Here is a 23,884-nt window from a genome sequence, read left to right on the forward strand (position 1 = left end):
ACAAAACGAGTAGTCCAATTTTATGCAGCCTTTAGCTACTCTCCTTCAGATTTATCGGCAGGATCCTCAGCCCATTTACCTTCAGCTCGCCGCTCAGCTCATTGATCTGATCCGTAAAGGCATCCTGCGTCCGGATTATCGACTCCCCAGCACGCGAGCGTTAGCATCGGGATTAACCATTCACCGAAAAACCGTAATACAGGCTTACGACGAACTCATCGCTCAGGGTTGGTTACAAACGCAGGTAGGAAGCGGTACGTTCGTAAGCCAGCACTTACCAGAATTATCGCCCCGGCCCTTGGTCAGTGCCGACGTTTTCAATCCTGCGAAACAGGCGGGGTTTCCTTTCCACCCCACACCGCATCTGGATCGACAGCCGCTCAAGGCTCAGGCCCGCTATCACCTCGACGATGGGTTTCCCGATGCCCGACTTGCTCCCGTTCAGGAATTATCGCGAGCCTATCGCTCGCAGCTGCTGGCCTCCAATCCTTACATTCGGCTGGGGTATAACGATCCCAGTGGCTCCCGCTGGCTTCGGGAGGAATTAGCCATTTATCTAAATGCTACGCGTGGTTTGCGGGCTGAACCGGAAAATATACTGATTGTACGGGGTACGATGATGGGCGTGTATCTGGCTAGTACCGCATTGCTTCAGCCAGGAGACGAAGTGGCAGTAGAAGAATACACCTGGTCAGGGGCCCGCATGAATTTTCTACAGGCCGGAGCCCGGGTTACGCCTGTACCGGTAGATGCATACGGCATCGATGTGGATGCGTTAGAGCAAATTTGTCAACAACGACCGCTGCGGATGCTGTACCTTACTTCGCATCACCAGTATCCTACAACCGTACCCTTACGAGCGGACCGCCGTATGCGGTTACTGGCTTTAGCTCAGGCCTACAAATTCATTGTTTTCGAGGATGATTATGACTACGATTTTCACTACGAAAGCAAGCCGCTGTTTCCACTCGCCAGTGCCGATCTGGGTGGCATGGTACTCTACAGCGGTTCATTCACCAAAACCATTTCACCAGCCTTTCGGGTTGGGTATCTGGTAGGCCCGGAAAATGTGATTCAGCACCTGGCCAAACTACGCCGAATCGTTGATCGTCAGGGCGATACATTGCTTGAAAATGCTATGGCCGAGTTATTACATATGGGAGTTATTCAACGGCACATCCGGAAATCGCTACGCATGTATCGGCATCGGCGGGATCTGTTCTGTGACTACCTGCAAACGGAATTGGGGCATGTCGTTGATTTTCGAAAACCGGAAGGGGGCATGTCCGTCTGGACTACCTTCGATTCGGGTATTAACCTGGTACGACTGGCCGAAAAAGCTCTTCAGAAAGACTTGTATTTATCCAACGGAACAGCACACGAGTCCGTTTTCCGAAAAGAAAATGTTGCTCGTCTGGGCTTTGCTTCTTCGACGGAAGAGGAACTAGTCTGCTGCGTTAAAATTCTTAAATCACTACTCTAACCAGGTAGAACGCTGTATAAAACCGGCTGATTAGGCTGTGATCCAGCCCGTTAAAAACAGGAAGTAAATAAAAAATCCAGCGATAAAGGTAGCTCCTGCCATCAGGCGAATTCTATTCAACTTGCGTTCACACATTTCCTGCCGAACGGTAGCTTGTATATGTAAAATGGCGGTGTCAGGATTCAAAAGGTCGGTCGGTTCGACCGAAGGCTTTATCCATAAGATTCGTTTCATACACTTCTCCTCTTGCTTTCAAACTAATAAACTGATGGCAAATTAACCAATGTTCATCTTCTTTATGAAATTGTACGCTACTGAAACTTGCCTGTAATTCGTCAGATGGTGTATAGGCCTGCCGTAATTCCCAGCAAATCCATACAAACCAGCACACGATATATCCACTAATTATTGCTACCCAGATCATCCGTATTCTTATTTGACAGAACCATTAAAAAAGTCGTATTCGCCTCATCAACAATGCCACTATGAAGAAGATTGAGGAAATCATTACTCAGTTACGGTCGTTCGATTCCTGGCTATAATAAGGATTGAAAAAAGTTTAAATCCCAAAAAATGCTTTTTTAGTGCTAAAAAGCTGCTTTACGTATATTGCGTATACACAAACCGTTAATATTGGTATAGCCTTTTAACATACTGGTACAGAATCCATTAAAGATATTTTCTTGTATGTAATGTAGTTTGTTACCGCCAGACAAACGTATCCAAAACCCAGCGTCCGCCAACGGCTGGGTTTTGTGTTGTTAAATGAACAGCTATTAATGCTACGCAGACCTTAAAAGCGAGTCAGATGTCTTTTTCAGGAATTTTTACTAGGAATGCTACCGTCTTTTTTGTCTATTTGCCCAAAAAAGCAGAAATCAATTTTTATTATCGATGGCTACTAACTCAACCAACGATGGGGGCGATTTAACTCCCGTATACGTCGTAATCGGCTTTTTGATCGTACTGTCTCTGATCATGTTACCCTTTTTCGACTACACCAACGCTCCGATTACGCCAAGTACTACGACCGGTGATGTGGGTCTGGAGAGTATCTCTCCGAAAGTAAGCCTGCCTAAAGAAGCTGCTGCGGCTGCCAATCATTAATAAAAGAAACCTCTCCTTCGCGAGAGGTTTTTTTTATGTCCTCTCTTTTTCCTGCCCCGATACGCTGTATGGCTTTGTATCGTCTGTAAACTGCTTTATTAGAAAGCGTATCCTTCCTTAATTTCGATAGTTGGTAGTCATTTTCAGAATCTATTTCTGCCTATACTGCATATTTTATCCGGAGCTGCTGATACAACTTTAGCCTTTCCTGATTTATTTTTGTAAGTGTATCCACTTGATTGATTCTTAAAGCTACCTAACTATACATCCTATGTTATCATTTATCGCTGATAGCTGTAACTACTTTATCTTAATCTGCACGGTCCTGGGCATTCACTTCTACCTGAAAGTACACGGTCGAAATAAAGTGACCAATGCCCGCCTCAAAGGCTTATATGATCTGGGTTTGAACTCGGTTTGCGTGCTGGGCATTGGATTCTGGCTGGTCTGGTTCTGGACGTCCAGATTCTTTTAATCGTTACAAATTCTCTGTCATTCAGGCATTCCGTACCCTTTGGTTTTGAACAACAAATCAAAGGGTATTTTTATTTTTTGAACCGGATGAACGACAATGCTAGTAGCTACTTCCTACAATAGTACGAAGGACGTTGGAAGTAATTATCCTGCATATAACGACATAACAGGTCAGTAGAAAAAAGCAATTTTTCAATATATCGCTAATGCATTAGAGCTTTACAGGGGTTTTCCTACTAAAAAAGGGAATCGTTACCAAGGGATTTTATAAACACTACTTATGGGATACTTATCTCGTTTATTTTATAAGTAAATAGCTACTTTTAGGAAGTAGAATTAAGGACTATGAGCCTTTTTTTATAAGCATGCTAAATTAGATAACGGGTTGCATATGAAAAGAATATGATGTAATCTTGTACCCGAAACGTTGCCCATCATCGTCCTTGATTCTTATGAAAAAAAATCTATATTCTTTCTCTTTGAGTTTCCTTCTGGTTCGTATCGTTTTCTCCCTTTTACCTTCCTGCTTTCAACCGTAACGTCATTTCTGCTGGCTACATACATCCGTATCCTGCCGATGCTTCAGCGTGATCTGGCTTTTTAGTGCCTTCTTATTTCCTCCATACATACCATGTTATCTTTTCAAGTAATTGCTCGTCCTTTTAGGCGGGTTGTTGGTTTGCTGAGTCTGTCCGTACTGTTTCTAACGTCCTGCAATAAAGAGCCCGTCGAAAAAGTGGAGCCTTTCTTAGCAGATAGTTCGTTAGTAAGTGTATACGAACCTTCAGCGTTGGCTCTCATTCAGTCTACTAACGATTCACTGGAATATCGCCCGGCTGACTATACGATGGAAGTCTATCGTCTTACCTATCGCACAAGTTTAGCCGGCGGTACGCCCATTCTTGCTTCGGGTATCGTGTACCTGCCTCGTCAGCCCAAGGCAAAAAACTACCCCTTGTTAAGTTTCCAGCATGCTACGGCCTATTCGCCTGCCGAAGCTCCAACGGGCAATAGTCTGACGGCTCCGAGCTTTTCCTATCCGCTGTACTTTGCCACGCATGGTTACATTGTTGTGTGTCCCGATTACTTGGGTTACGGCCAGTCCAGTCAGGTTTCACACCCTTACGAACATCGCGAAACGCTGGCCAAGGCTTCCGTAGATATGCTCCTGGCCACGAAAGAGTTTCTGGAAGCTAAAAACCGCACCACGAATGGACAGGTTTTTCTGGCCGGCTATTCCGAAGGAGGGTACGCTACCCTTTCAACGCAAAAGATGATTCAGGATAGTTACGCTACTGAGTTTAAGCTTGCCAGTACCAGCTGTGGTTCAGGTCCGTATGCTACGAAAGCTTTCTTTCAGCATATCACTACGCAGCCTACCATCGGTAAGCTGGCTAACTATCTATACGTTTGGCAAACCTTGACTTACAACGAATTACACGGCCTGAATAAGCCCATTAGTTACTATTTCAAGGCTCCGTACGCCGAACAAATCCGGCAGTCCATGCTAACGCCCGGTCCATTACGGTAAGTTTTCATGAAATGTGCACCGATACCTTCCGGGCCGATGTTTTCGATGATACGTCTATGTTTTCGGAAGCACTCAGGAAAAATGATCTGACGGGTTGGTCAACGCAAACGCCTCTGCATCTGCTGCACGGCGATACCGATGAATACATTCCCTACCTGAATACGGACAAGGTCTACGAGTCCATGCAAAAACTGGGGGCTACCCAGGCTCAACTGACTACCATTCCGAATGGCTATCACGTACCCACGGAAGTGGTATTCATGCGGCGTACCCTCGAATGGTTTGAAAAAGCGAAAACGAAATCAGTTCAGTAAGCATCGCTAATGACACAAAAGGGGTTCTAACCTATCCTGGTTAGAACCCCTTTTGTATTAAAAAAAGGATCTGTCCCTACGCTTAGAGGGCAGTCAGGTAATCCACCATCTTTTTTCGGGTAGCTTCGTCCGGTAAAGGGCCAAAACCTGCCTGCATGTTGTCGGCCAGGTGATCCGGATCGGACGTACCCGGAATAACGCAGGTAACGGCGGGGTGCGACACGATGTATTTGAGAAAAAACTGTCCCCAGCTTTTCATTTCATACGCGGCAGCCCAGGCCGGAAGGGGCTGGTTGCGTACCTGAGCAAAAAGTCCCCCTTCACCCAAAGGCCGATTGATCAGCGTCGCGACGCCCCGATCAGCGGCAATGGACAAGAGCCGTTTTTCCGCATTTCGATTCAGAATGGAGTAGTTAAACTGAACAAAATCAATGGCCTCCGTTGCAAGAATGCGTTCCAGCATTTCGTGGCTGCTATCCGTGTAATGGGTTATTCCCAGATATCTGATTTTCTTCGATTCTTTCCATTCCCGCAAGGTTTGCAAATGCGTTTGCCAGTCGGTCAGGTTATGAATCTGCATGAGATCGATCGTCTCCCGTTGCATTCGCTCCCTGGATTCCTCCATTTGTCGAATGCCCTGTTCACGGCCCGTCGTCCAGACTTTGGTAGCGTAAAAAAACGAATCGGCCAGCCGGGCTGCCGTAGTAAGATCACCGATACGGGCTTCCGAACGGCCGTACATGGGCGAGGAATCGATGAGCGTACCTCCCGCCTGATGCATGGTCTCCAGGGTACGTTGTAAGCGGTCAGTGGGTGCGGGCACATCAAACGTTTGCCAGGTACCCAGCCCGATCACAGGTAACGTTTCCTGCGTCGAAGGAATGGGGCGTTTAAGCATACAAGTTGAGCAATGAGTTGGGTGGAAATCGAGCGGAATCAGGAGTACAAAATCCGGGCCAATTCATTCGCTAAACCTATGGTAAGAGCGATTGTGGAAATCGTTTGGCAGTTTTCACTGGTACGCATCTTTTGCCGAAAAGAGCAATAGTGAAGCAGTATTCTGTCGATGCATCCACCAAAATCATGAAGAAATGAACGCAAATTCTGAATCCAGCCCAATGACCGATCCCCGAGAAAAATATCCGAAACCGCCGTATCCAGAGCAGGAGCAACCCGTACCCGGTAAAACGGCTAAAATGTCTCCCCAGCCCGATCATGGCGAAACTTCCTATAAAGGTTCCGGCAAACTGGAAGGACGTAAAGCCATTATCACGGGCGGAGATTCCGGCATTGGTCGGGCCGTGGCTATTGCTTTTGCCCGCGAAGGTGCCGACGTATTGATTTCGTATTTGAACGAAGAAGAAGATGCCCGTGAAACCGCTCAGTATATCGAGCAGGCGGGTCGGAAAGCCGTATTGGTGCCGGGCGATATTAGCGAAGAATCACACTGCCAGGAAATTGTACAGAAAGCCGTTGCCGAATTCGGCAGAATCGATATTCTGGTGAATAACGCAGCATTTCAGATGGCCCGCGAATCGTTACAGGAAATTCCCAGCGAGGAATGGGACCGGACGTTCAAGACGAACATCTACGCCATGTTCTATCTCTGCAAAGCTGCCGAACCTTTCATGAAGCCCGGTAGTACGATCGTAAATACAACCTCGGTTAACGCATATACGCCCAACCCTACGTTGCTGGCCTATACGGCTACGAAAGCCGCCATCCAGAATTTTACGGGCAACCTGGCTCAGAGTATCGCCGAAAAAGGCATTCGGGTCAACTGCGTCGCTCCGGGACCGATCTGGACGCCGCTGATCCCCGCAACCATGCCTCCCGAAAAGGTACAGAAGTTTGGAGAAGATACACCCCTGGGACGGGCAGGCCAACCCGCCGAGCTAGCCCCGATTTACGTATTGCTGGCTTCGGAAGACTCCAGCTATATGTCGGGAGCAACCGTACAGGTTACCGGTGGCCGACCCACGATTTAACGCTCCAGTCATTGAACGGGTTGTTGGAAAATGATCCGTAAGACGAATGATTCCCTGCATCCGTAGTTTGGAAGCTCTACGTTGATTCTTCGGACGCAGTTCCAGATAAAAAAGGCCAGTACGTGCGATACGTACTGGCCTTTTTCGTATAGCCGCCCTTTCGTTTTCTTACAATTTCAGAAAGAATAGAGAATCGACCTTTGTGGTGGGTCAGGCCAAAGCCCGACTCTATCCATCACTACTATATTCCTGAAAAAACCATGTCTACATTCCCAAAAATTCTCATCACCGGAGCTACGGGTAGCGTCGGTTCTGCATTAACTCAGCAACTTGCTCAGCGTGGAATTCCATTTCGGGCCCTCGTTCGTTCAGAAAAAGAAGCCCTGGCGACATTACCGGGGGTGGAAGTAGTCCGTGGTGACTTCAACGATCCGGCCAGTCTGGCCCGTGCTTTGCAGGGTATCGAACGGGCCTTTTTACTTACCAGTTCTTCTGAACAGGCCGAACAGCAGCAATTAACTTTCGTAACCGAAGCCCGGCGGGTGGGCGTTCAGCATCTGGTAAAGCTGTCGCAGCTAGCGGCAGATCTGCATTCGCCCGTACGATTTTTACGGTATCATGCCGTTGTAGAAGAGGCCATCCGGGAAACGGGCTTAACGTATACGTTTCTACGTCCAAACCTATTCATGCAGGGATTACTGGGTTTCCGTTCTTCCATTGCTCAACAGGGCCTGTTCTTTGCAGCCATTGGCGATGCAAAAATCAGCCTGATTGATGTACACGATATTGCCGCTGTAGCCGTAGAAGCGTTAACGGGCGAAGGGCATACCGGGAAAACGTATACCCTAACCGGGTCCGAAGCACTGAGTCATTCGGAAATCGCTCAGCAACTTTCAGCGGTACTTCACAAACCGGTTCATTTCCAAGAGGTATCGCCTGAGCTAATGCGAGAAGCCTTACGAAGCATAGGCTTTCCGGAGTGGCAAGCCGAAGGCCTCGTGGAAGATTACGCTCATTACAGCCGGAACGAAGCCGCTATGGTCACCCATACCGTACGGGAAGTAACGGGACAAGCGGCTCGTACTTTTCAGGCCTTTGCCCAGGAATTTGCTCCACTGTTCCGGAAATAATTTATTTATCGGGGAAACGGAGCAGTACTCCGTTTCCCCGATAAATAAATTATTCACTGTGGACCATATTGGTCTGCGGTTGAATGTCTATCCGGTTCAAACTGCGGTCTACGAGTAAGTAATAAGTGAACGTCTGACCTGGATGCCGAATCATGAGTTTGTACCGTCCACTCGGAAATTTCTGTAAGTCAATGGACCGACGGTAGGTTGATCGGTTACTACGATCCTGATAGTGACTGTACTCCTCCAGTTCGTCCGTAATACTCACACTCACCTGCTTTGTATCGAGTCGAGCGTAGAAAACCTGGATCTTACCCAGCTCTTTGACCTGAGGGTTGGCCACGAAAAAAGCAACGCCATCCCGGTACCAGGTAATCTTGGTGCCGGGAGATTTTTCGACCGATAAAGGAACGCTATATATCGCCAGATTACGTTCGGGAGACAGGTGCGAACTGACCAGCCGCTGGTTGGTCACTGAAGCCAGTAACTGATCGAACAGGCGGATATTTTTTTGCGTGAGGCGACCCAAATCTTTGGGCAATGTTTCTTCATAAACGACCTGATGGGCAGCCGTATAAAACCGAATCAGCGGACTCTGACTTTCCTGTGAAGCGTACAGTTTCCAATACGCCCGGGCAGAGTCGCTGGAGGCAGACTGAGCCGACACTACCGTTGAAAAGCTAACAAGTACGGCTAGAATGCCGAATAAACGAGTACTGCGGAGGAAGCGTTGCATGAGAAGTTGACGTTAAGATGAAACCATAGGATCCAGCCCCATCCGTCGTGGATGGGTCAAAAACGCATCATAAGGGTGGTTAAGGATCCGTCTGCGAAGAGACGTCAACAGGTGTACGGCGATACGTTCAGCATCCGTAGCTACTGCCGGGCCCGGACAGCGAGGTATCAGAGCTGGTACGAGCGTACTTCTTTTCAAGTACCAAAGCCGTGCCCAGGCAACACCAAAATCGTAATCCGCTAATAATCAGATATATGTTAAAAATGAAATGTGCGAAAGTGAACAAAGTTTGTCCATTTTCGCACAAAAAAGCTCTTGATTTCACTTTCGGACAGGCCTAGCCAGACAACCGCACCGCGGACGTACGTACGGCTACGATCAAACCATCCATCGACGGATCGGAAAGGAATTTAAAACAGAGTGTTTAACGAGGATCGGGCAATGATTACGGAAATGCGACTTGTCGTTTCTGTTCAATAATAATCCTTGAAACCATACAAACGCTGAGCTTTTTCTTACATACGGTACGTCCGCACGTAGTCGCGGGGAGGCATTCCGGTAATTTCCTTGAAGCGTCGGTTGAAATTGGAAAGATTGGTATAGCCGCATTGAAAGGCAATTTCACTGATGGATTCGCGGGACTCGCGAAGGAGTCGACAGGCGTGTTCAATGCGTACTTCGTTGAGTAAATGCGAAAAAGTTTTTCGGGTATGTTGCCGGAAGAAGCGGCAAAAAGCTCCCGGCGTCAGGTTTGCCACACCCGCTACCTCTTCCAGTCCGATCGGAGCGGCGTAATGCTGGAGGATGTAAGAGAAGATCCGTTCAAGTCGCTGGTGATCATCGGGGCGGCTGGGTCGTTCGTAAGCCATTCGCGAAAGAATCTCCCGCTGCTGATTCCCCGCCAGCTGGTCCAGTACGCGTACCAGAAAGAGAAATTGCTGAAACGGACGTTGTTCGGGCAGTTGTTCGAACTCCTGCACCAGCGAGTCATCCGCCGAAACCTGCAATCGAACACCGTGCCGGGCTTCGGACAACAACTGTTTGAGGTGGACCATTTCCGGAAAAGCCAGCAATTGCTGTTCGAATGGTTCACTCATAAATAAAACGGAAGTAGATACCGCCTGTTCATTTCCGGCACCGGGCGTACTCCGCAACACGTGCGGCAGATTGCTGCCCAGCAGTAACAGATCATAGGGTTGAAAACGGTCAATGCGGTTACCTACCACCAGCGTTCCTTCCCCTTTCTCGATCAGGGTAAGCTGGATTTCGGGATGAAAGTGTAATTGCCCGTAAAAGCTGGGTCCATTCTCCTTCTGAATTCGAAATGAACGCTGATCGACACTGGGTACGCGAAAGAACAGGGGCTTCATACTGATATTTATTTGGTCGATTTATTGGAAAGCCCCATAAAAGTAGTGAAAAAAGTATTAAAGCCAATCAAATCCGAGCAATGAAGCCTGCCAAACCTTTCGGACCTTTGAGCTAACATTTAAGCCCCTTCTACGATATGAACGTTGCCGTTACCTGGCAGGGAATTTACCCTGCACTTCTTACGCCCTTTACTGCTGAGGACACGCTGGACCTGAATCTGTTTGAAACCAACCTCCGGGCTCAGATCGACGCCGGCGTACGGGGTCTGATCATTGGCGGATCGCTGGGAGAAACCAGTACGCTGACCCGCCCCGAAAAACTGCAATTGCTCGAACGAGCCCTGCAGGTTTGTGACGGACAGGTACCGGTTATCGTGAATATTGCGGAACAGGCCACGCGTGATGCCATCGCAGCCGCTCAGGAAGCGGAAGCAAACGGAGCGGATGGTTTGATGCTGTTGCCTCCTATGCGGTACTTTGCGGATTCCCGCGAAACAGTAGAATACTTCCGGAGCGTGGCCGAGTCAACGAAGCTGCCGATTATGGTTTATAATAATCCGGTGGATTACAAAATCCACATCACGGTACCGATGTTCCAGGAACTGGCTCAGATTCCGAACATTGAAGCCGTGAAAGAATCGACCCGCGACCTGACCAACGTGATCCGGATGCGGAATGCCTTCGGCGATCGCTTCAAAATCATGGGTGGCGTAGATACACAGATTCTGGAATCAGCCGTACTCGGTGTTGATGGCATTGTAGGTGGACTGGTTGATGCCTTCCCGGCTGAAACCGTAGCCCTTTACGAATGGGCTCAGCAGGGCAAAATCAAAGAAGCCTTTGAATTGTATCAGTGGTTTATGCCCTTGCTGGAACTTGACATTCACCCCAAACTTGTTCAGAATATTAAATTGGCTGCCGTGGCTACGGGCATCGGTTCCGAATACGTACGGGCTCCGCGTCTGCCGCTCATCGGCGAAGAACGGGCTCACGTACAGGGCATCATCGATCGGGCGATGGCGAATCGCCCCAGTCTTGCGGTTCCGGCTTAATCCAGCTCACGAAGGCTGTTTTCCCTTGAACTGTGTCGGTCTTAAGCTGGCACAGTTCAATCATTAGGATCTTTGGCAATTTTCGAACGATGTCTACAGCGTATCATTTTTTCTGTATTGATGCCCATACTTGTGGTAACCCCGTACGGGTAGTCACTGGCGGTAGTATTCCCTTTTTGCAGGGAGAGTCCATGAGCGAAAAACGACAGCACTTCCTCCGGGAATACGACTGGATTCGCAAGGGTCTGATGTTCGAACCCCGGGGCCATGATATGATGTCGGGGAGCATTCTGTACCCGCCCATTGATCCGGCCAATGACGCAGGCGTACTGTTTATTGAGACCTCCGGCTGTTTGCCCATGTGCGGACACGGTACCATCGGCACCGTTACCGTAGCCATCGAACAAAATTTGATTCGGCCCAAAACGCCGGGCGTACTGAATCTGGAGGTACCCGCCGGACTGGTACGGGCCGAGTATGTACAGGAAGGCCGGAAGGTCACGTCGGTGAAAATCACCAACATTAAATCCTATCTGGCGGCGGAAGGTCTTACGGTCGAATGCCCGGATCTGGGTACCTTAACCCTTGATGTGGCGTACGGCGGTAATTTCTACGGTATTGTGGATGTGCAGGCCAATTTTCCGGGTCTGGAGCATTTCAGTGCCGATCAGCTCGTTAGCTGGGCCCGCGTTTTACGGGTTCGACTGAATGAACAGTACCGTTTCGTTCACCCCGAAAATGACACCATTCGCGGCCTGAGTCACATCCTCTGGACGGGTGCTACGTTACAAGAAACGTCTACGGCCCGCAATGCCGTTTTTTACGGCGATAAAGCCATTGACCGTTCGCCCTGCGGCACGGGAACTTCGGCCCGCATGGCTCAGTGGTACGCTCAGGGCAAACTCAAGCCCGGCGATACCTTTGTTCACGAAAGTATCATCGGCTCGATTTTCAACGGAAGAATCGAAGCCGAAACCGAACTGGCCGGCAAACCGGCCATTGTACCCAGCATTGAAGGCTGGGCCCGCATACACGGCTACAACCACCTCATCATCGACGAAGACGACCCGTATGCCTTTGGCTTTCAGGTCATTTAACTTATAAAACGAGCGGCCGCTCGTCACCCCAAAACACATGCAACACATTGGAATTGTTGGTGGAGGAATTATTGGTCTAAGCTCGGCTTACTACCTGCGAAAAGCCGGGTATGCTGTAACCATTTTTGACCAGACCGCACTGGCCGACGGCTGCTCCTACGGAAATGCCGGTATGATTGTGCCCAGCCACATTGTGCCGCTGGCCCAGCCGGGTATGATTGCCAAAGGGCTTCGCTGGATGCTTCAGCCGACGAGTCCTTTTTACGTGAAGCCCCGGCTCAACGCGGATTTGCTTCGCTGGGGCTGGCTGTTCTATAAACATTCAACCAACGAGCACGTTCAATACGCCATTCCGGCTTTGCGGGACATCAGCTTACTCAGTAAAACGATGTATCAGCAAATGGCCAAGACGCTGGATTTTGGCTGGCACGAACGCGGTTTGCTGATGCTGTACCAAACGGCTGCTGCAGAACATGAATTACAACACGAAGCGGATCTGGCGAATCAGTCGGGCATTGAAGCCCGCATGCTGGATCAGAAACAGGTACAGGCCCTGGAACCCAACGCGGAAGTGACGGTACACGGAGCCATATACTATCCCGGCGATGCCCACGTAACACCCCGGCTGGTTATGGAAACCCTGATTGCCGATTTGAAAAGCAAAGGCGTTCAGTTTCTGGAAAACCATCGGGTAGAAGGCTTCGAAATGAATGGCTTTCGCGTAACGGCCATTCGGGCGGGTGGTGAACAGTACCCCGTCGATGAAGTAGTCATAGCCGGAGGAGCCTGGTCGCCGGAAGTAGTCAAAAGTCTGCAACTCAATCTGCCTTTACAGGGTGGAAAAGGATACAGTTTTCTGCTGAAAGATCAGAGCCCTCAGGTGCGGGTACCGGCCATTATGCTGGAAGCCCGGGCTACGGCCACGCCCATGGGCCAGGATCTGCGGATTGCCGGTACCATGGAAATCAACGGGACTGATCTTTCCGTAAACATGAAACGCGTACAGGGAATCAGTCAGTCCATTCAACGGTATTATCCGGGTATTCGCGTAGATTTGCCCGCCCGCGAAGTCGTCTGGAAAGGCCTGCGACCCTGCTCGCCCGATGGTTTGCCGTATATTGGTCGCATTCCGGCGTACCAAAACGTAACCCTTGCCACGGGTCACGGCATGATGGGTTTAAGTCTGGGACCTGGTACGGGCAAGCTCGTTAGCGAGATCATCCGGGGTCAATCGCTGAGTATGGATATCGCGGCGTTCCATCCGTCCCGCTTTCAGTAAAAGCAGGAAAAAGCTAAGGGTGAAGCAGGGACTCTTTCCGTCCCCTGTAAAGTACAGCGGCGTTTGGCCCTGTATGCCAAGCCCCAGCAAACGGGCCTTATACGCGTTCGAAAACCTCTGTAAACCCAAGCACTGGCATGTCACAAGCTACGATAGACTCTACTTTTCAAGCCATCAATCCGGCCACGGGCGAAACCCTGCCGGGTGAATTTACTGAAACCAGTCTCGAACAAATCACGGATTTTGGTCATCGTTCGGCGGTGGCCTTTGCCGAATACCGAAACGTATCCGGACGTAAAAAAGCGGAGTTTCTTGAGCAGATCGCTCTCGAAATTGAAGCCCTGGGCGACGCTCTGCTGGAACGGGCTCACGCCGAAACGGCTCTGCCCCTACCTCGTCTGACGGGCGAACGCGGTCGTACTACGGGTCAGTTACGCCTCTTTGCGAGCTACGTACGGGAAGGCTCCTGGGTAGACGCCCGCATTGATCCGGCCCTGCCCGAACGGCAGCCCCTGCCCCGCCCCGACCTGCGGCAAATGCTGCGACCGCTCGGACCCGTCGGTATTTTTGGAGCCAGTAACTTTCCGCTGGCCTTCTCCGTAGCGGGTGGCGACACGGCTTCGGCCCTGGCTGCCGGTTGTACGGTGGTGGTTAAAGCTCACCCGGCTCACCCCGGCACATCGGAGCTGGTAGCCGGAGCCATTCGCACGGCCGTACAAAAGTGCAACCTGCCCGAAGATACGTTTCTCTGCATTCAGGGTCGAACGAACGAAACGGGCCAGGCCCTGGTGAATCATCCCGCCATCAAAGCCATTGGCTTTACGGGGTCATTCCGGGGCGGTAAGGCCATTTTCGATGCAGCGGCCCGTCGCCCTGAACCCATTCCGGTGTACGCTGAAATGGGTAGTACGAATCCGGTTTTCTTTTTACCCCAGATTCTGAAAGAACAGGGAGCGGCCCTGGCTCAGGCATACGTCGCTTCCACAACGCTCGGTACCGGTCAGTTTTGTACGAATCCCGGCTTGAGTGTTGTCACGGCTTCGGAAGCTAGCGAGCAATTCAAAACACAGGCCCAGCAGTCCATTACGCAGATAAAACCGACGTCTATGCTGACCAAGGCGATTCGCGAGGCTTTCCATCAGGGCATCACACACCTCACCAGCCACGGAGATGTGCAGGTACTGGGTGAATCGGATGCGACGGAAGGCTATGCACTGGCCCGGCCCGTCCTGCTGACCAGTACGGCTAAAACACTGCTGGCGAATCCGGCCGTAGCTGAAGAAGTATTTGGTCCCAGCAGTATCATTGTTCAGGCGGATAGTCGCGAAGAAATGCTGGCCCTGGCTCAATCGCTGGAAGGTCATTTGACGGCCACGGTTTATGGTACCGAAGATGAACTCCTGCAATACGGCGATCTGCTGGCCATTCTTGAACAAAAAGCGGGTCGATTGATCATCAATGCGTTCCCGACAGGTGTGGAAGTAAGTCACGCCATGCATCACGGCGGACCTTTCCCGGCCACAACCGATGCCCGCTCGACGTCTGTAGGTACGAACGCCATTTGCCGCTTTGCCCGACCCGTATGTTATCAGGGATTTCCCCAGGCTCTGCTTCCGGATGAATTGAAAGATGCCAATCCGCTCTCCATCTGGCGACTTTGGGATGGCGTAACACAGCAGTAGTTCCTCTACGACTTTCCATACATTCGTATCATCATCCCAGTCTGCCACAGGCTGGGATTTTTTTATTCGTTTTCGCTGGCTAGTTTCTTTTCTGTCTGAAGGATCGTAAGACGGTAGGTAGGGTTTTGCCCATTCTCCGCCAATTCTTACTCCTGGCTACAGCCTGCTTACCAAAAGAAAAGCAGGCATTCTTTTTTAACGATTCGTATACGTTTTCGGATTTCCCTGGTACTCCGCCCGTACCCGGTTTTAGCACTTTGCTTTGTTATCCGCCTTTGCAGTTCGTTCATCATCCACTATAAACTCAACGCTATGGTAACCCGCAGAAGCTTTATTCAAACAGTTTCGAACGGCATTGTCTACACAAGTGTAGCGGGCAGCGGCCTTTTGATCGCCTGCCAGGGCAAATCAGATCAGTCCAAAGAATCTGAAAAACAAGCGGATCAACGTGAGGAAAAGAAGAAGGGTAAACTGGGCATTGCTCTGGTTGGCCTGGGAAAATATAGTGAAGAACAGCTGGCTCCGGCTTTGGAGGAAACGAATCATTGCTATCTGGCGGGGATTGTTACGGGCACGCCGGATAAGGCGGAAAAGTGGAAGAAGAAATACGACATTCCCGAGAAGAACATTTATAACTACGAGACTTTCGATACGATCAAGGACAATCCAGACATCGACATTGTCTACGTGGTACTCCCCAACAGCATGCATGCCGAATATACGGTACGGGCAGCCAGGGCTGGCAAACATGTCATTTGCGAGAAACCGATGGCTCTTACCGTAGCCGAATGCGACCAGATGATTGCCGCCTGCAAGGAAGCCGGAAAAATGCTTTCGATTGGGTACCGCCTTCATTTCGAGCCCTATAATCTGGAAATGGTACGCCTGGCCGAAACCAAAACCTTCGGCAATCTGAAAAAAATCAAAGCCGAAAACGGCATGAATGGTACCGAAGGCTGGCGAGTCGATAAAGAGCTTTCGGGAGGAGGTCCGCTGCCTGATGTAGGCATCTACTGCATTCAAGCCGTACGGTATACGACTGGCCAGGAACCCCTGGCCGTACGAGCGAAAGAAGGACCAAAGAAAGACAAGGAATTCTTCAAAGAAGTAGAAGCATCGCTGACCTGGGAAATGGAAATGCCGGGCGGCGTGATTGCCGAGTGCAAAAGCAGCTACGAAGAAGATATGAGTTTGCTACGAGCCGAAGCCGACAAGGGGTTTTTCGAACTAAACCCCGCGTATGGTTATTCCGGTCAGAAAGGCGAAACGTCCCAGGGAAAAATGGACTTGCCCAAGGTCAATCAGCAAGCCTTGCAAATGGACGACTTCGCCGAAGCCATTACCAAAAAGCGGCCCACGCCCGTACCGGGAGAAATGGGTCGTCAGGACGTAAAAATCATTAACGCTATTTACGAGGCGATGAGGACGGGAAAACGGGTCGAGATTCCTGCTTAAGGGGGTGTTTGAGGTTTGAAAGTTTAAATAGGTTCGAGGTTTGAGCAGGTCTCAGGTTTGATCGGGTTTAATCCAAAGGTTTCCGGTAAAACCGAGGTTTCCTGCATACTTTTTACAACGCGTATATCCTTCCAATCTGCCAGTAATCAAACCTCAAATCATTACAGGTTTCGCCTGATCAGATTCGTGTATTAATCATTCAAACCTTAAACCGATTCAAACTTTAACCCGATCAAACTTCATCAAACCTTAAGCCAAATCAAACCTCCAACCTACGTAAATGCCGACGCATTCCCACACCCTTTACTTTATAAACACTCTATTCTATCCAATTCAATGAAAACAAGAACTACATTATTCTTAAGTGCTGCACTGGCGGGCGTGATTGGCCTGAGTTGTAGCAAAGGCAGTGGATTCTGGGATTCTTTTATTCCGGAAACTGATGAGGAACCGACTTCTGCTCAGGTTACTGGTTATGTATTTCGTCCGGCTCTGGTACCAGCTACACCCGAACGCATCCAACAATTAAAAGTGCCCACTGGATTTAAAGTACAGGCGTTTGCTCAGGAAGTGGGCAAGCCTCGTATTCTGGCCGTTAGTTCGCAGGGTTATGTGTATGTATCGGATCGCGATGCTGGCATGGTTACGCTTCTGGAAGATAAAGACAAGGATGGCGTAGCTGAACGCAAACAGATGGTAGCCAGCATCAAACAAGCCCACGGATTAGCTATTCATAACTCGAAGCTTTATATCGCGGCAGTTCAGGATCTGTACGTAGCCGATATTAATTCGGATGGTACGCTGAGTCAACCCAAACTGATTAAATCCGGCTTGCCCGATGGTGGGCAACACCCTAACCGTACGCTTGCGTTTGGTCCCGATGGACTGATGTATTTCTCCATAGGCAGTACCTGTAATTCCTGCCCCGAACCCAATGCCATGCATGCTACAATGGTACGTATGAATGCCGATGGATCGAATATGAAGATTTATGCTAAAGGTCTACGAAATACCATCGGTTTTGGCTGGCACCCTGAAACCAAGGAATTCTGGGGCATGGATCACGGAATTGACTGGCTGGGGGATGAAGAACAGAAAGAGGAGGTGAACCTCATCAAGGAAAATGGCGTATATGGCTGGCCTTACATTTATGAGGACGGAAAATATAATCCCGGTACTCGCCCTCCCGGAGACACTACTTACCAACAGTACTCGCAACTTTCTACTAAGCCCTCGCTGACGTATCAGGCTCACGCGGCCCCCATGCAAATGGCGTTTTATACGGGTTCGCAGTTTCCAAGCGATTACCAGGGCGACGCATTCGTAGCCATGCGGGGTTCCTGGAATCGGAGTAAGCCTTCGGGATATAGCGTAGTGCGTATGCACTTTGAAAACGGAAAACCCGTACGGTTTGAGGATTTCCTGACGGGCTTCCTCGTCGACAATAACCGTTCTCACATTGGACGACCCGTTGGCGTAGCCGTACACGCGGATGGCTCACTGCTGGTTTCGGATGATACGAATGGGGTGATTTATCGTATTTCGCGTCAGTAAGTATTTCTTCAAGAAGAGCGGCTTTCTATCGGTAGAAAGCGCTCTTCTTATATGGACATTCTGTGGGAATGGGGCGGTCCTGTGCCGTGCATTGCATGCGGGGCTATTTAGACTGCACCCCTCCGGGGTTGGATACTCAATTCAGGAGAAAACTGGTACAAGCACACCCCGCATTGCATACGGGGCTATCAACGTTGAACCCCTCTGGGGTTAAATACTTGATTCAAAAGAGAAACTAGTGCAAGTTTCCAAACTTGTACCTATTATCGGGCAGTTTCCAACTGCCGGGGTATGAGAAGCCTCCACCCGTTGAAGGTCATTCGTCGTCCTACAGGCGGTAGCCAGTGACCCTCTACAGCATTAAAGGTTTCGATTAAACTAAGTAAATTGTGAAATTTGTACACATTTTACGTTTCAACCTATGGGTTGAACAAAGCCATTAATCCGGTATGTCTCGCCCTTCATTTTCTGCCTCGCACCTTAAGCAAACCTTGCCCCACGGCTTCCACCGCCCGTTTATGAAGAGTTTTGTCACCCCGCGTCATGCGTTGGAGTAACGTTTTGGATTCAATCAGGTACTTCGGAGCAAAGTCAGATTTCGACGCTACAATATCCAGGCTATTATCCAGAATATCCGCGTACTTGATGGTTTGAGCGGCCGGGCTGACCTTGGCCATTCGTTCCGCTTCCCGAGTTTTTCGTTGATCCCGATTCAGCCCCGGATAATCCGCATGGGTGTATACGTCAGTCAGCTCCTGTACTAATTTTAAGGTACGTCGTGCCTCCGCCTCTTCCATAATACCCGACAGAAATTCCTGCATTCCCTCGGCCGGGACTTCAGTATCTTCCAGTACATCATGTAATAAAGCTGCCGCCAATACCGGTAATTCCGCCGAATATTCCTCACACACCTGCATAACGCGAATGGGATGATTAATGTAAGGTTCGTCGGCGTATTTCCGCCGTTGTCCCTCGTGAGCCTGACGGGCAAATTCCTGAACTTTTTCTAATGTCTCCATGGCTATCCCTGCATTTTCGTTTGTTCGTTCCTTAAAAATTGCAGACCAATTTCACGCATTAAGGTTTTTATCTAAGTCTAGGCTTCATTTTCACACAGATGCGTAGACGCATTTCCGACTTACGACTATTATTGAACGAAGTATTTTAAAAATAGCCGTCTGCTAGCGTTATTTACACTAGTTGCCATTTTTACCAAAGAAAATAGCGGCACTACCTCGACAAACAAAAGATCATTAGTTTTCAATTTCTGCATGGCAACTGTACCTCAGGACACGGGTTTTAAGCCCCGGGTAAATTTATTTGATGCGACGATGGTCGTAGCGGGTTCGATGATCGGGTCCGGGATTTTCATTGTGAGTGCGGAGATTACCCGCAGTGTCGGCGGAGCGGGTTATATGCTGGCGATGTGGTTGCTGGCGGGAGTCGTCACCATCATTGCGGCGGTGAGTTACGGAGAGCTGGCGGCCATGTTTCCCCGGGCGGGCGGCATGTACATTTACCTGCGGGAGGCCTATGGTTCGCTGGTGGGTTTCCTGTACGGATGGGCTTTTTTCACCGTCATTCAAACCGGTACGATTGCAGCCGTAGGGGTAGCCTTTGCCAAGTTTACGGCGTACCTGATTCCGGCAGTTAGTGAGAAAGAAATTCTGCTGAGTCTGGGTGGATTTCAGCTATCGGCGGCTCAGTTGGTTGCGATTGGGACGATTGTCTTTCTGACGTACATCAACGGCCGGGGTGTAGAAAATGGCGTTGCCGTGCAGACGATCCTCACTACGGTTAAAATTCTTTCCCTGGTCGGTTTAACCATCGCTGGTCTGATCTGGGGAGCCAAAGCCGAGGTATGGGAACAGAACTGGCAAAATGCCTGGACGCTGTCGGCCCTGACCCAAAATAATGGGCAAATCGAAAGCACCGCTTTGTCAGGACTCGCTTTTTTCGGAGCCATCGCCGTCGCTATGAAAGGCACTTTATTTTCGAGTGATTCCTGGCATTCCATTACGTCCATTGCGGGGGAAGTAAAAAATCCGCAGAAAAACATCGGCTTGAGTCTGGTACTCGGCACGCTGATTGTGACGTTTTTGTACGTCCTTACCAATGTCATGTATCTGGCCGTTGTACCCTTGTCCGAAATGGCCTTTGCCCCGAATGACCGCGTAGGCGTCGTTGCCGCCGATTACATTTTCGGCTCCTGGGGGACCATCGCCATTGCCATTATGATCATGATTTCCACCTTTGGCTGTAACAACGGATTGATTCTGTCCGGTGCCCGCGTGTACTACACCATGGCGAAGGATGGACTGTTTTTTCGTAAAGCGGGTCTTCTTAATAAAAACAAAGTACCCGCTTACAGCCTCTGGATTCAATGTGCCTGGGCCAGTCTGCTTTGCCTGACGGGTGAGTACAACCGTCTGTTGGCCCTGGTCATTTTTGGTGTACTGATTTTCTACATCCTGACGATTCTGGGTATTTACGTACTGCGGGTCAAGCAACCCGACACCCCCCGCCCCTACCGGGCTTTCGGGTACCCGTATTTGCCCATCATCTATATCGTCGTGGCTCTATTTCTGGCGGTGCTATTGTTGATTTTCGAAGCTCAGTATACCCTTCCGGGCCTGGGACTGATTTTGTTGGGAATTCCGGTGTACTACCTGGTCATGCGAAAAAGGGAGCCGGTAGAGGCTTAGGAACACTGATTACAAAAGGCTTTCGGAACAACGAAAGTCTTTTTTTGTTTCATACGTTTTATAAAAATAGAATTGCCCTTCGCTGAAGACGTAAAACGGACACTTAGCCGAATACCTAATCTGCCCGATGGATTGCTTCCGGTTCACAACTGCTGCTTTCCGAGAAAAAACAGGAGATCGCTGGTCTTCTGAACCAATTCAGGGCTGTACTCCCTTCTGGTTTACTACCCTTTTGGGCGTTTTTCTTCCGGAAAAAGCCCGTTCATTTCACCAGCCATTCGCTACTTAAAAGGCTTTAGTAGGCAGAAAAGGCGGTTTGGCCCTTATTTGCGGCAGGGCCCATGACAACTCGTAGGGAAGGAATTAATTTGCGAGTCTTTTGGCAAGCCTGGCGAAGACTATTTCTGCTCTTTAATCTATTCTTTTCATGCGTAAACCCTTACTCATTGGGGCCTTGGCTCTTTCCCTGGGATTCACGGAAAGCCACGCCCAGCAAGTGTACCACTTTACGAAAGGCTGGGTGGCTACCCTGCCGCAGCGGTACGGCCGCGAAGCCATTTATACCGACGAGCTGGTGTACCAGATGCACACGAAGCAGCTGAAAACACCCGGTTCTGATTCAGAAATTAAATGGCAGGCTATCGAAGCCGACAGCACCAAACGCCTGAGAGCCCGGATGAGTTCGTTCCGTGGCTCGGGAGGTCCGGCCGGACCGGGCATTACGCCGGGCAGCCTTCGCGGCGGCATTGGCGGCAACGGGGGGTATATGTACCTGACCTACACCTCGCCCAAAGCCCAGACGGCCCTGCTGAATATTAAAGGCAACAGCCAGGTTTACGTCAATGGCGAGCTACACATGGGCGATCCGTACAGCATGGGTTATCTGCACCTGCCCGTTTCGCTAAAAAAAGGGTTGAATGAGTTTTACGTACGCGGCTTATCCATTACGGCGAATCTGACGTTTCCGGAAAAACCTGTTTTGCTGAATACGGACGATCTGACGCTACCTTCCGTTATACCGGGCAGTGCCAACGAATCCTTGCAGGGAGCTTTGGTGGTTTTGAACACGACCACTAAGGAACTCACGGGCCTGCAAATCAAAAGTACGCTGGCGGGTCAGGAAGTGGTGACCGAATTACCCGCGATTCCGGCTCTTTCCTTCCGTAAGGTGGCCTTTGGTTTCAACGGAAGCAAAGCCACGACGCCCGGAAAACACGACGTTCAGCTCACGCTTCTGCAACAGGGAAAACCCATTGATCAGGCCAAACTTTCAGTAGAAGCCATGGTTAGCGGTGCATCGTATAGTCAGACATTCGTCAGTAGTATCGACGGCAGCCTGCAGTACTATGCCGTGACACCACAAATTGGCGGTCCGCGTTCGCAGCAGTCCCTTTTCCTCTCCGTACACGGAGCAGGCGTTGAAGCCAGTGGTCAGGCCCGGGCTTATAAACCCAAAGACTGGGGTACGCTGGTCGCTGCTACCAACCGTCGCCCGCGGGGCTTTAACTGGGAAGACTGGGGTCGTCTGGATGCTCTGGAAGTGCTTTCGATTGCCAAAAACCGTTTTCAGCCCGACCCGCAGCATGTTTACCTGACGGGCCATTCGATGGGTGGACACGGTACCTGGTTTCTTGGAGCGACCTACCCCGATCAGTGGGCGGGCATTGCACCCTGTGCGGGTTACCCCACGCTGAAAGAATACGGCTCGGCGGATGGATTGATTCCGGCAACGAGTCAGGATCCGATGGAGCAGGTATTGCTACAATCCGGCAACCAGAGCGATGTATTAAAACTGGTTTCCAACTATAAACCTTTGGGAGTTTATGTGTTACACGGAGACGCGGACCGTACGGTACCCGTCACGTATGCCCGGCAGATGAAGAAAATTCTGGGTGACTTTCATCCGGATTTCAGCTATTACGAATATCCCGGTGGCGAACACTGGTTTGGCGACCAGAGTGTAGACTGGAAACCTCTGTTTGATTACTTCAAGTGGCATCAGCGGCCCGTGGATTCAACCGTTACGACAATTGATTTCATGACGGCCAATCCCGGTATTTCCTCCACGTTCCGCTGGGCGAGCATTCAGCAGCAGGAACGTCCTTTACAGTACAGCCGCATTCAGCTGACGCGTAATCAGCAGGGTGTATCGGGTCGTACGGAAAACGTAGCCTTACTGAAACTGGTCTTTACGGATGTAGTCGCCAATACACCGATCCGTATTACCCTGGATAGCCTAAATGCTCTGAGCTTTACGCCGAAACAGGCGAAAGACAGCGTATTTCTGGCGAAAGAAGGTAAGCAATGGGCGATTCGCACGGCTCCCGGCCTGGATCAGAAAGGACCGCATCGCTACGGTACCTTCAAAGATGCCTTCCGCAATCGGATGGTTTTTGTGTACTCAACGCAGGGAACACCAGAAGAAAATGAATGGAGCCGTCAGAAAGCTCGTTTCGACGCTGAAAGCTGGATATTACCGGGGCAACGGAGCCGTGGACATCATTCCTGACAAAGCCTACTCGCTAGGCAAGTACGCCGACCGCGGTGTCATTCTGTTTGGGAATGCTCAAAGCAATGCGGCCTGGAAAATTTTGCTGGCTGACTGTCCCATTCAAATTCAGCGGAATCGGGTACAGGCCGGTACACAATCCTACCAGGGCGACGATTGGGGTGCGTACTTTGTATGGCCCATCAAAGGCTCAAACACGGCTTCCGTAGCCGTGGTGAGTGGTACGGGTCTGAAAGGAATGAAAGCCGCCGATGCCAACCAGTATTTTGCCGGAGCCAGCGGTTTCCCGGACTTCATGATCTATCAGTTCGACATGCTGAAGCAAGGCAGCAAAGGCGTGAAACTCGCGGGATTCTATGACAATGCCTGGAAGTTGAATCCTCAGCTTTGGGTCGTTAATCCCTAACCCGTACCTTAC

At 50.1% G+C, this 23,884-nt stretch carries 22 protein-coding genes; 17 read left to right on the plus strand and 5 right to left on the minus strand.

Going from position 1 to position 23,884, the window contains the following annotated elements; translation table 11 throughout:
• Positions 1–22 precede the first annotated feature (22 nt).
• Positions 23–1,483, plus strand: a complete 1,461-nt coding sequence (locus BWI97_RS21545; protein WP_102202757.1) for a PLP-dependent aminotransferase family protein — start codon at positions 23–25, stop codon at positions 1,481–1,483.
• A 30-nt stretch (positions 1,484–1,513) separates the two neighbouring features.
• On the opposite strand, the gene BWI97_RS21550 is transcribed toward BWI97_RS21545, so the two are convergent.
• Positions 1,514–1,717: a hypothetical protein gene (locus tag BWI97_RS21550; RefSeq protein ID WP_102202758.1), complete on the minus strand. Its 204-nt coding sequence runs from the start codon at positions 1,715–1,717 to the stop codon at positions 1,514–1,516.
• 660 nt (positions 1,718–2,377) lie between these two features.
• On the opposite strand from BWI97_RS21550, the gene BWI97_RS21555 reads away from it, so the two are divergent.
• The 4 genes from BWI97_RS21555 (at position 2,378) to BWI97_RS28970 (ending at position 4,909) form a co-directional block, all read left to right on the plus strand.
• Positions 2,378–2,590, plus strand: coding sequence for a hypothetical protein (locus BWI97_RS21555; RefSeq protein WP_102202759.1), 213 nt, complete (start codon positions 2,378–2,380; stop codon positions 2,588–2,590).
• 271 nt (positions 2,591–2,861) lie between these two features.
• Positions 2,862–3,065 carry a hypothetical protein gene (locus BWI97_RS21560; RefSeq protein ID WP_094811534.1) on the plus strand — a complete coding sequence of 68 codons (204 nt, stop codon included), beginning with the start codon at positions 2,862–2,864 and terminating at the stop codon, positions 3,063–3,065.
• 630 nt (positions 3,066–3,695) lie between these two features.
• Positions 3,696–4,595 carry a S9 family peptidase gene (locus BWI97_RS21565; protein WP_102202760.1) on the plus strand — a complete coding sequence of 300 codons (900 nt, stop codon included), beginning with the start codon at positions 3,696–3,698 and terminating at the stop codon, positions 4,593–4,595.
• 11 nt (positions 4,596–4,606) lie between these two features.
• Positions 4,607–4,909 (plus strand): S9 family peptidase, encoded by a 303-nt coding sequence (locus tag BWI97_RS28970; RefSeq protein WP_102202761.1) that lies wholly within the window; start codon positions 4,607–4,609, stop codon positions 4,907–4,909.
• Positions 4,910–4,991: 82 nt separating this feature from the next.
• On the opposite strand, the gene BWI97_RS21575 is transcribed toward BWI97_RS28970, so the two are convergent.
• Positions 4,992–5,807 carry an aldo/keto reductase gene (locus BWI97_RS21575; RefSeq protein WP_102202762.1) on the minus strand — a complete coding sequence of 272 codons (816 nt, stop codon included), beginning with the start codon at positions 5,805–5,807 and terminating at the stop codon, positions 4,992–4,994.
• A 12-nt stretch (positions 5,808–5,819) separates the two neighbouring features.
• Here BWI97_RS21575 and BWI97_RS27745 point away from each other — a divergent pair, with 12 nt between their 5' ends.
• From BWI97_RS27745 to BWI97_RS21585, 3 genes are all read left to right on the plus strand, one after another.
• On the plus strand, positions 5,820–5,957 hold the full coding sequence (locus BWI97_RS27745) for a hypothetical protein (RefSeq protein ID WP_158242815.1): 138 nt from the start codon (positions 5,820–5,822) through the stop codon (positions 5,955–5,957).
• A 43-nt stretch (positions 5,958–6,000) separates the two neighbouring features.
• Positions 6,001–6,897: an SDR family oxidoreductase gene (locus tag BWI97_RS21580; RefSeq protein ID WP_094811561.1), complete on the plus strand. Its 897-nt coding sequence runs from the start codon at positions 6,001–6,003 to the stop codon at positions 6,895–6,897.
• A 260-nt stretch (positions 6,898–7,157) separates the two neighbouring features.
• Positions 7,158–8,027: an SDR family oxidoreductase gene (locus tag BWI97_RS21585; RefSeq protein WP_102202763.1), complete on the plus strand. Its 870-nt coding sequence runs from the start codon at positions 7,158–7,160 to the stop codon at positions 8,025–8,027.
• A gap of 49 nt (positions 8,028–8,076) precedes the next feature.
• Here the strand turns inward: BWI97_RS21585 and BWI97_RS21590 are convergent, their stop codons facing one another.
• Both BWI97_RS21590 and BWI97_RS21595 read right to left on the minus strand, forming a co-directional pair.
• The gene (locus BWI97_RS21590) at positions 8,077–8,763 is read right to left on the minus strand and encodes a hypothetical protein (RefSeq protein WP_102202764.1); all 687 of its coding nucleotides are present in this window, start codon (positions 8,761–8,763) and stop codon (positions 8,077–8,079) included.
• A 515-nt stretch (positions 8,764–9,278) separates the two neighbouring features.
• Positions 9,279–10,133, minus strand: coding sequence for an AraC family transcriptional regulator (locus tag BWI97_RS21595; protein WP_102202765.1), 855 nt, complete (start codon positions 10,131–10,133; stop codon positions 9,279–9,281).
• A 137-nt stretch (positions 10,134–10,270) separates the two neighbouring features.
• Here BWI97_RS21595 and BWI97_RS21600 point away from each other — a divergent pair, with 137 nt between their 5' ends.
• The 6 genes from BWI97_RS21600 to BWI97_RS21625 all read left to right on the plus strand — a co-directional run bounded on the left by BWI97_RS21600 (position 10,271) and on the right by BWI97_RS21625 (position 18,252).
• Positions 10,271–11,185, plus strand: coding sequence for a dihydrodipicolinate synthase family protein (locus BWI97_RS21600; protein ID WP_094811522.1), 915 nt, complete (start codon positions 10,271–10,273; stop codon positions 11,183–11,185).
• A gap of 89 nt (positions 11,186–11,274) precedes the next feature.
• A complete protein-coding gene (locus BWI97_RS21605) occupies positions 11,275–12,282 on the plus strand; it encodes a 4-hydroxyproline epimerase (protein ID WP_094811520.1) in 1,008 nt (335 codons plus the stop codon).
• A 37-nt stretch (positions 12,283–12,319) separates the two neighbouring features.
• The gene (locus tag BWI97_RS21610) at positions 12,320–13,561 is read left to right on the plus strand and encodes an FAD-binding oxidoreductase (RefSeq protein ID WP_102202766.1); all 1,242 of its coding nucleotides are present in this window, start codon (positions 12,320–12,322) and stop codon (positions 13,559–13,561) included.
• Between the two features lie 137 nt (positions 13,562–13,698).
• Positions 13,699–15,243 (plus strand): aldehyde dehydrogenase (NADP(+)), encoded by a 1,545-nt coding sequence (locus BWI97_RS21615; protein ID WP_094811516.1) that lies wholly within the window; start codon positions 13,699–13,701, stop codon positions 15,241–15,243.
• 312 nt (positions 15,244–15,555) lie between these two features.
• Entirely contained in the window at positions 15,556–16,698 is a 1,143-nt protein-coding gene (locus BWI97_RS21620) for a Gfo/Idh/MocA family protein (RefSeq protein ID WP_094811513.1), read from the plus strand.
• Between the two features lie 336 nt (positions 16,699–17,034).
• Positions 17,035–18,252, plus strand: coding sequence for a sorbosone dehydrogenase family protein (locus BWI97_RS21625; protein WP_102202767.1), 1,218 nt, complete (start codon positions 17,035–17,037; stop codon positions 18,250–18,252).
• 461 nt (positions 18,253–18,713) lie between these two features.
• Here the strand turns inward: BWI97_RS21625 and BWI97_RS21630 are convergent, their stop codons facing one another.
• The gene (locus BWI97_RS21630) at positions 18,714–19,271 is read right to left on the minus strand and encodes an HD domain-containing protein (protein WP_094811511.1); all 558 of its coding nucleotides are present in this window, start codon (positions 19,269–19,271) and stop codon (positions 18,714–18,716) included.
• A gap of 252 nt (positions 19,272–19,523) precedes the next feature.
• Between BWI97_RS21630 and BWI97_RS21635 the strand changes: the two genes are divergently transcribed.
• From BWI97_RS21635 to BWI97_RS28430, 3 genes are all read left to right on the plus strand, one after another.
• Positions 19,524–20,957 carry an APC family permease gene (locus BWI97_RS21635; protein WP_102202768.1) on the plus strand — a complete coding sequence of 478 codons (1,434 nt, stop codon included), beginning with the start codon at positions 19,524–19,526 and terminating at the stop codon, positions 20,955–20,957.
• Between the two features lie 427 nt (positions 20,958–21,384).
• The gene (locus BWI97_RS21640; RefSeq protein WP_233207941.1) at positions 21,385–23,466 is read left to right on the plus strand and encodes a prolyl oligopeptidase family serine peptidase; all 2,082 of its coding nucleotides are present in this window, start codon (positions 21,385–21,387) and stop codon (positions 23,464–23,466) included.
• Positions 23,384–23,872, plus strand: a complete 489-nt coding sequence (locus BWI97_RS28430) for a hypothetical protein (RefSeq protein ID WP_233207942.1) — start codon at positions 23,384–23,386, stop codon at positions 23,870–23,872. The genes BWI97_RS21640 and BWI97_RS28430 overlap by 83 nt, the downstream gene beginning before the upstream one ends.
• Positions 23,873–23,884: the final 12 nt, after the last annotated feature.

This window comes from Siphonobacter sp. BAB-5405 (assembly GCF_002872335.1).
Lineage (GTDB): Bacteria > Bacteroidota > Bacteroidia > Cytophagales > Spirosomataceae > Siphonobacter.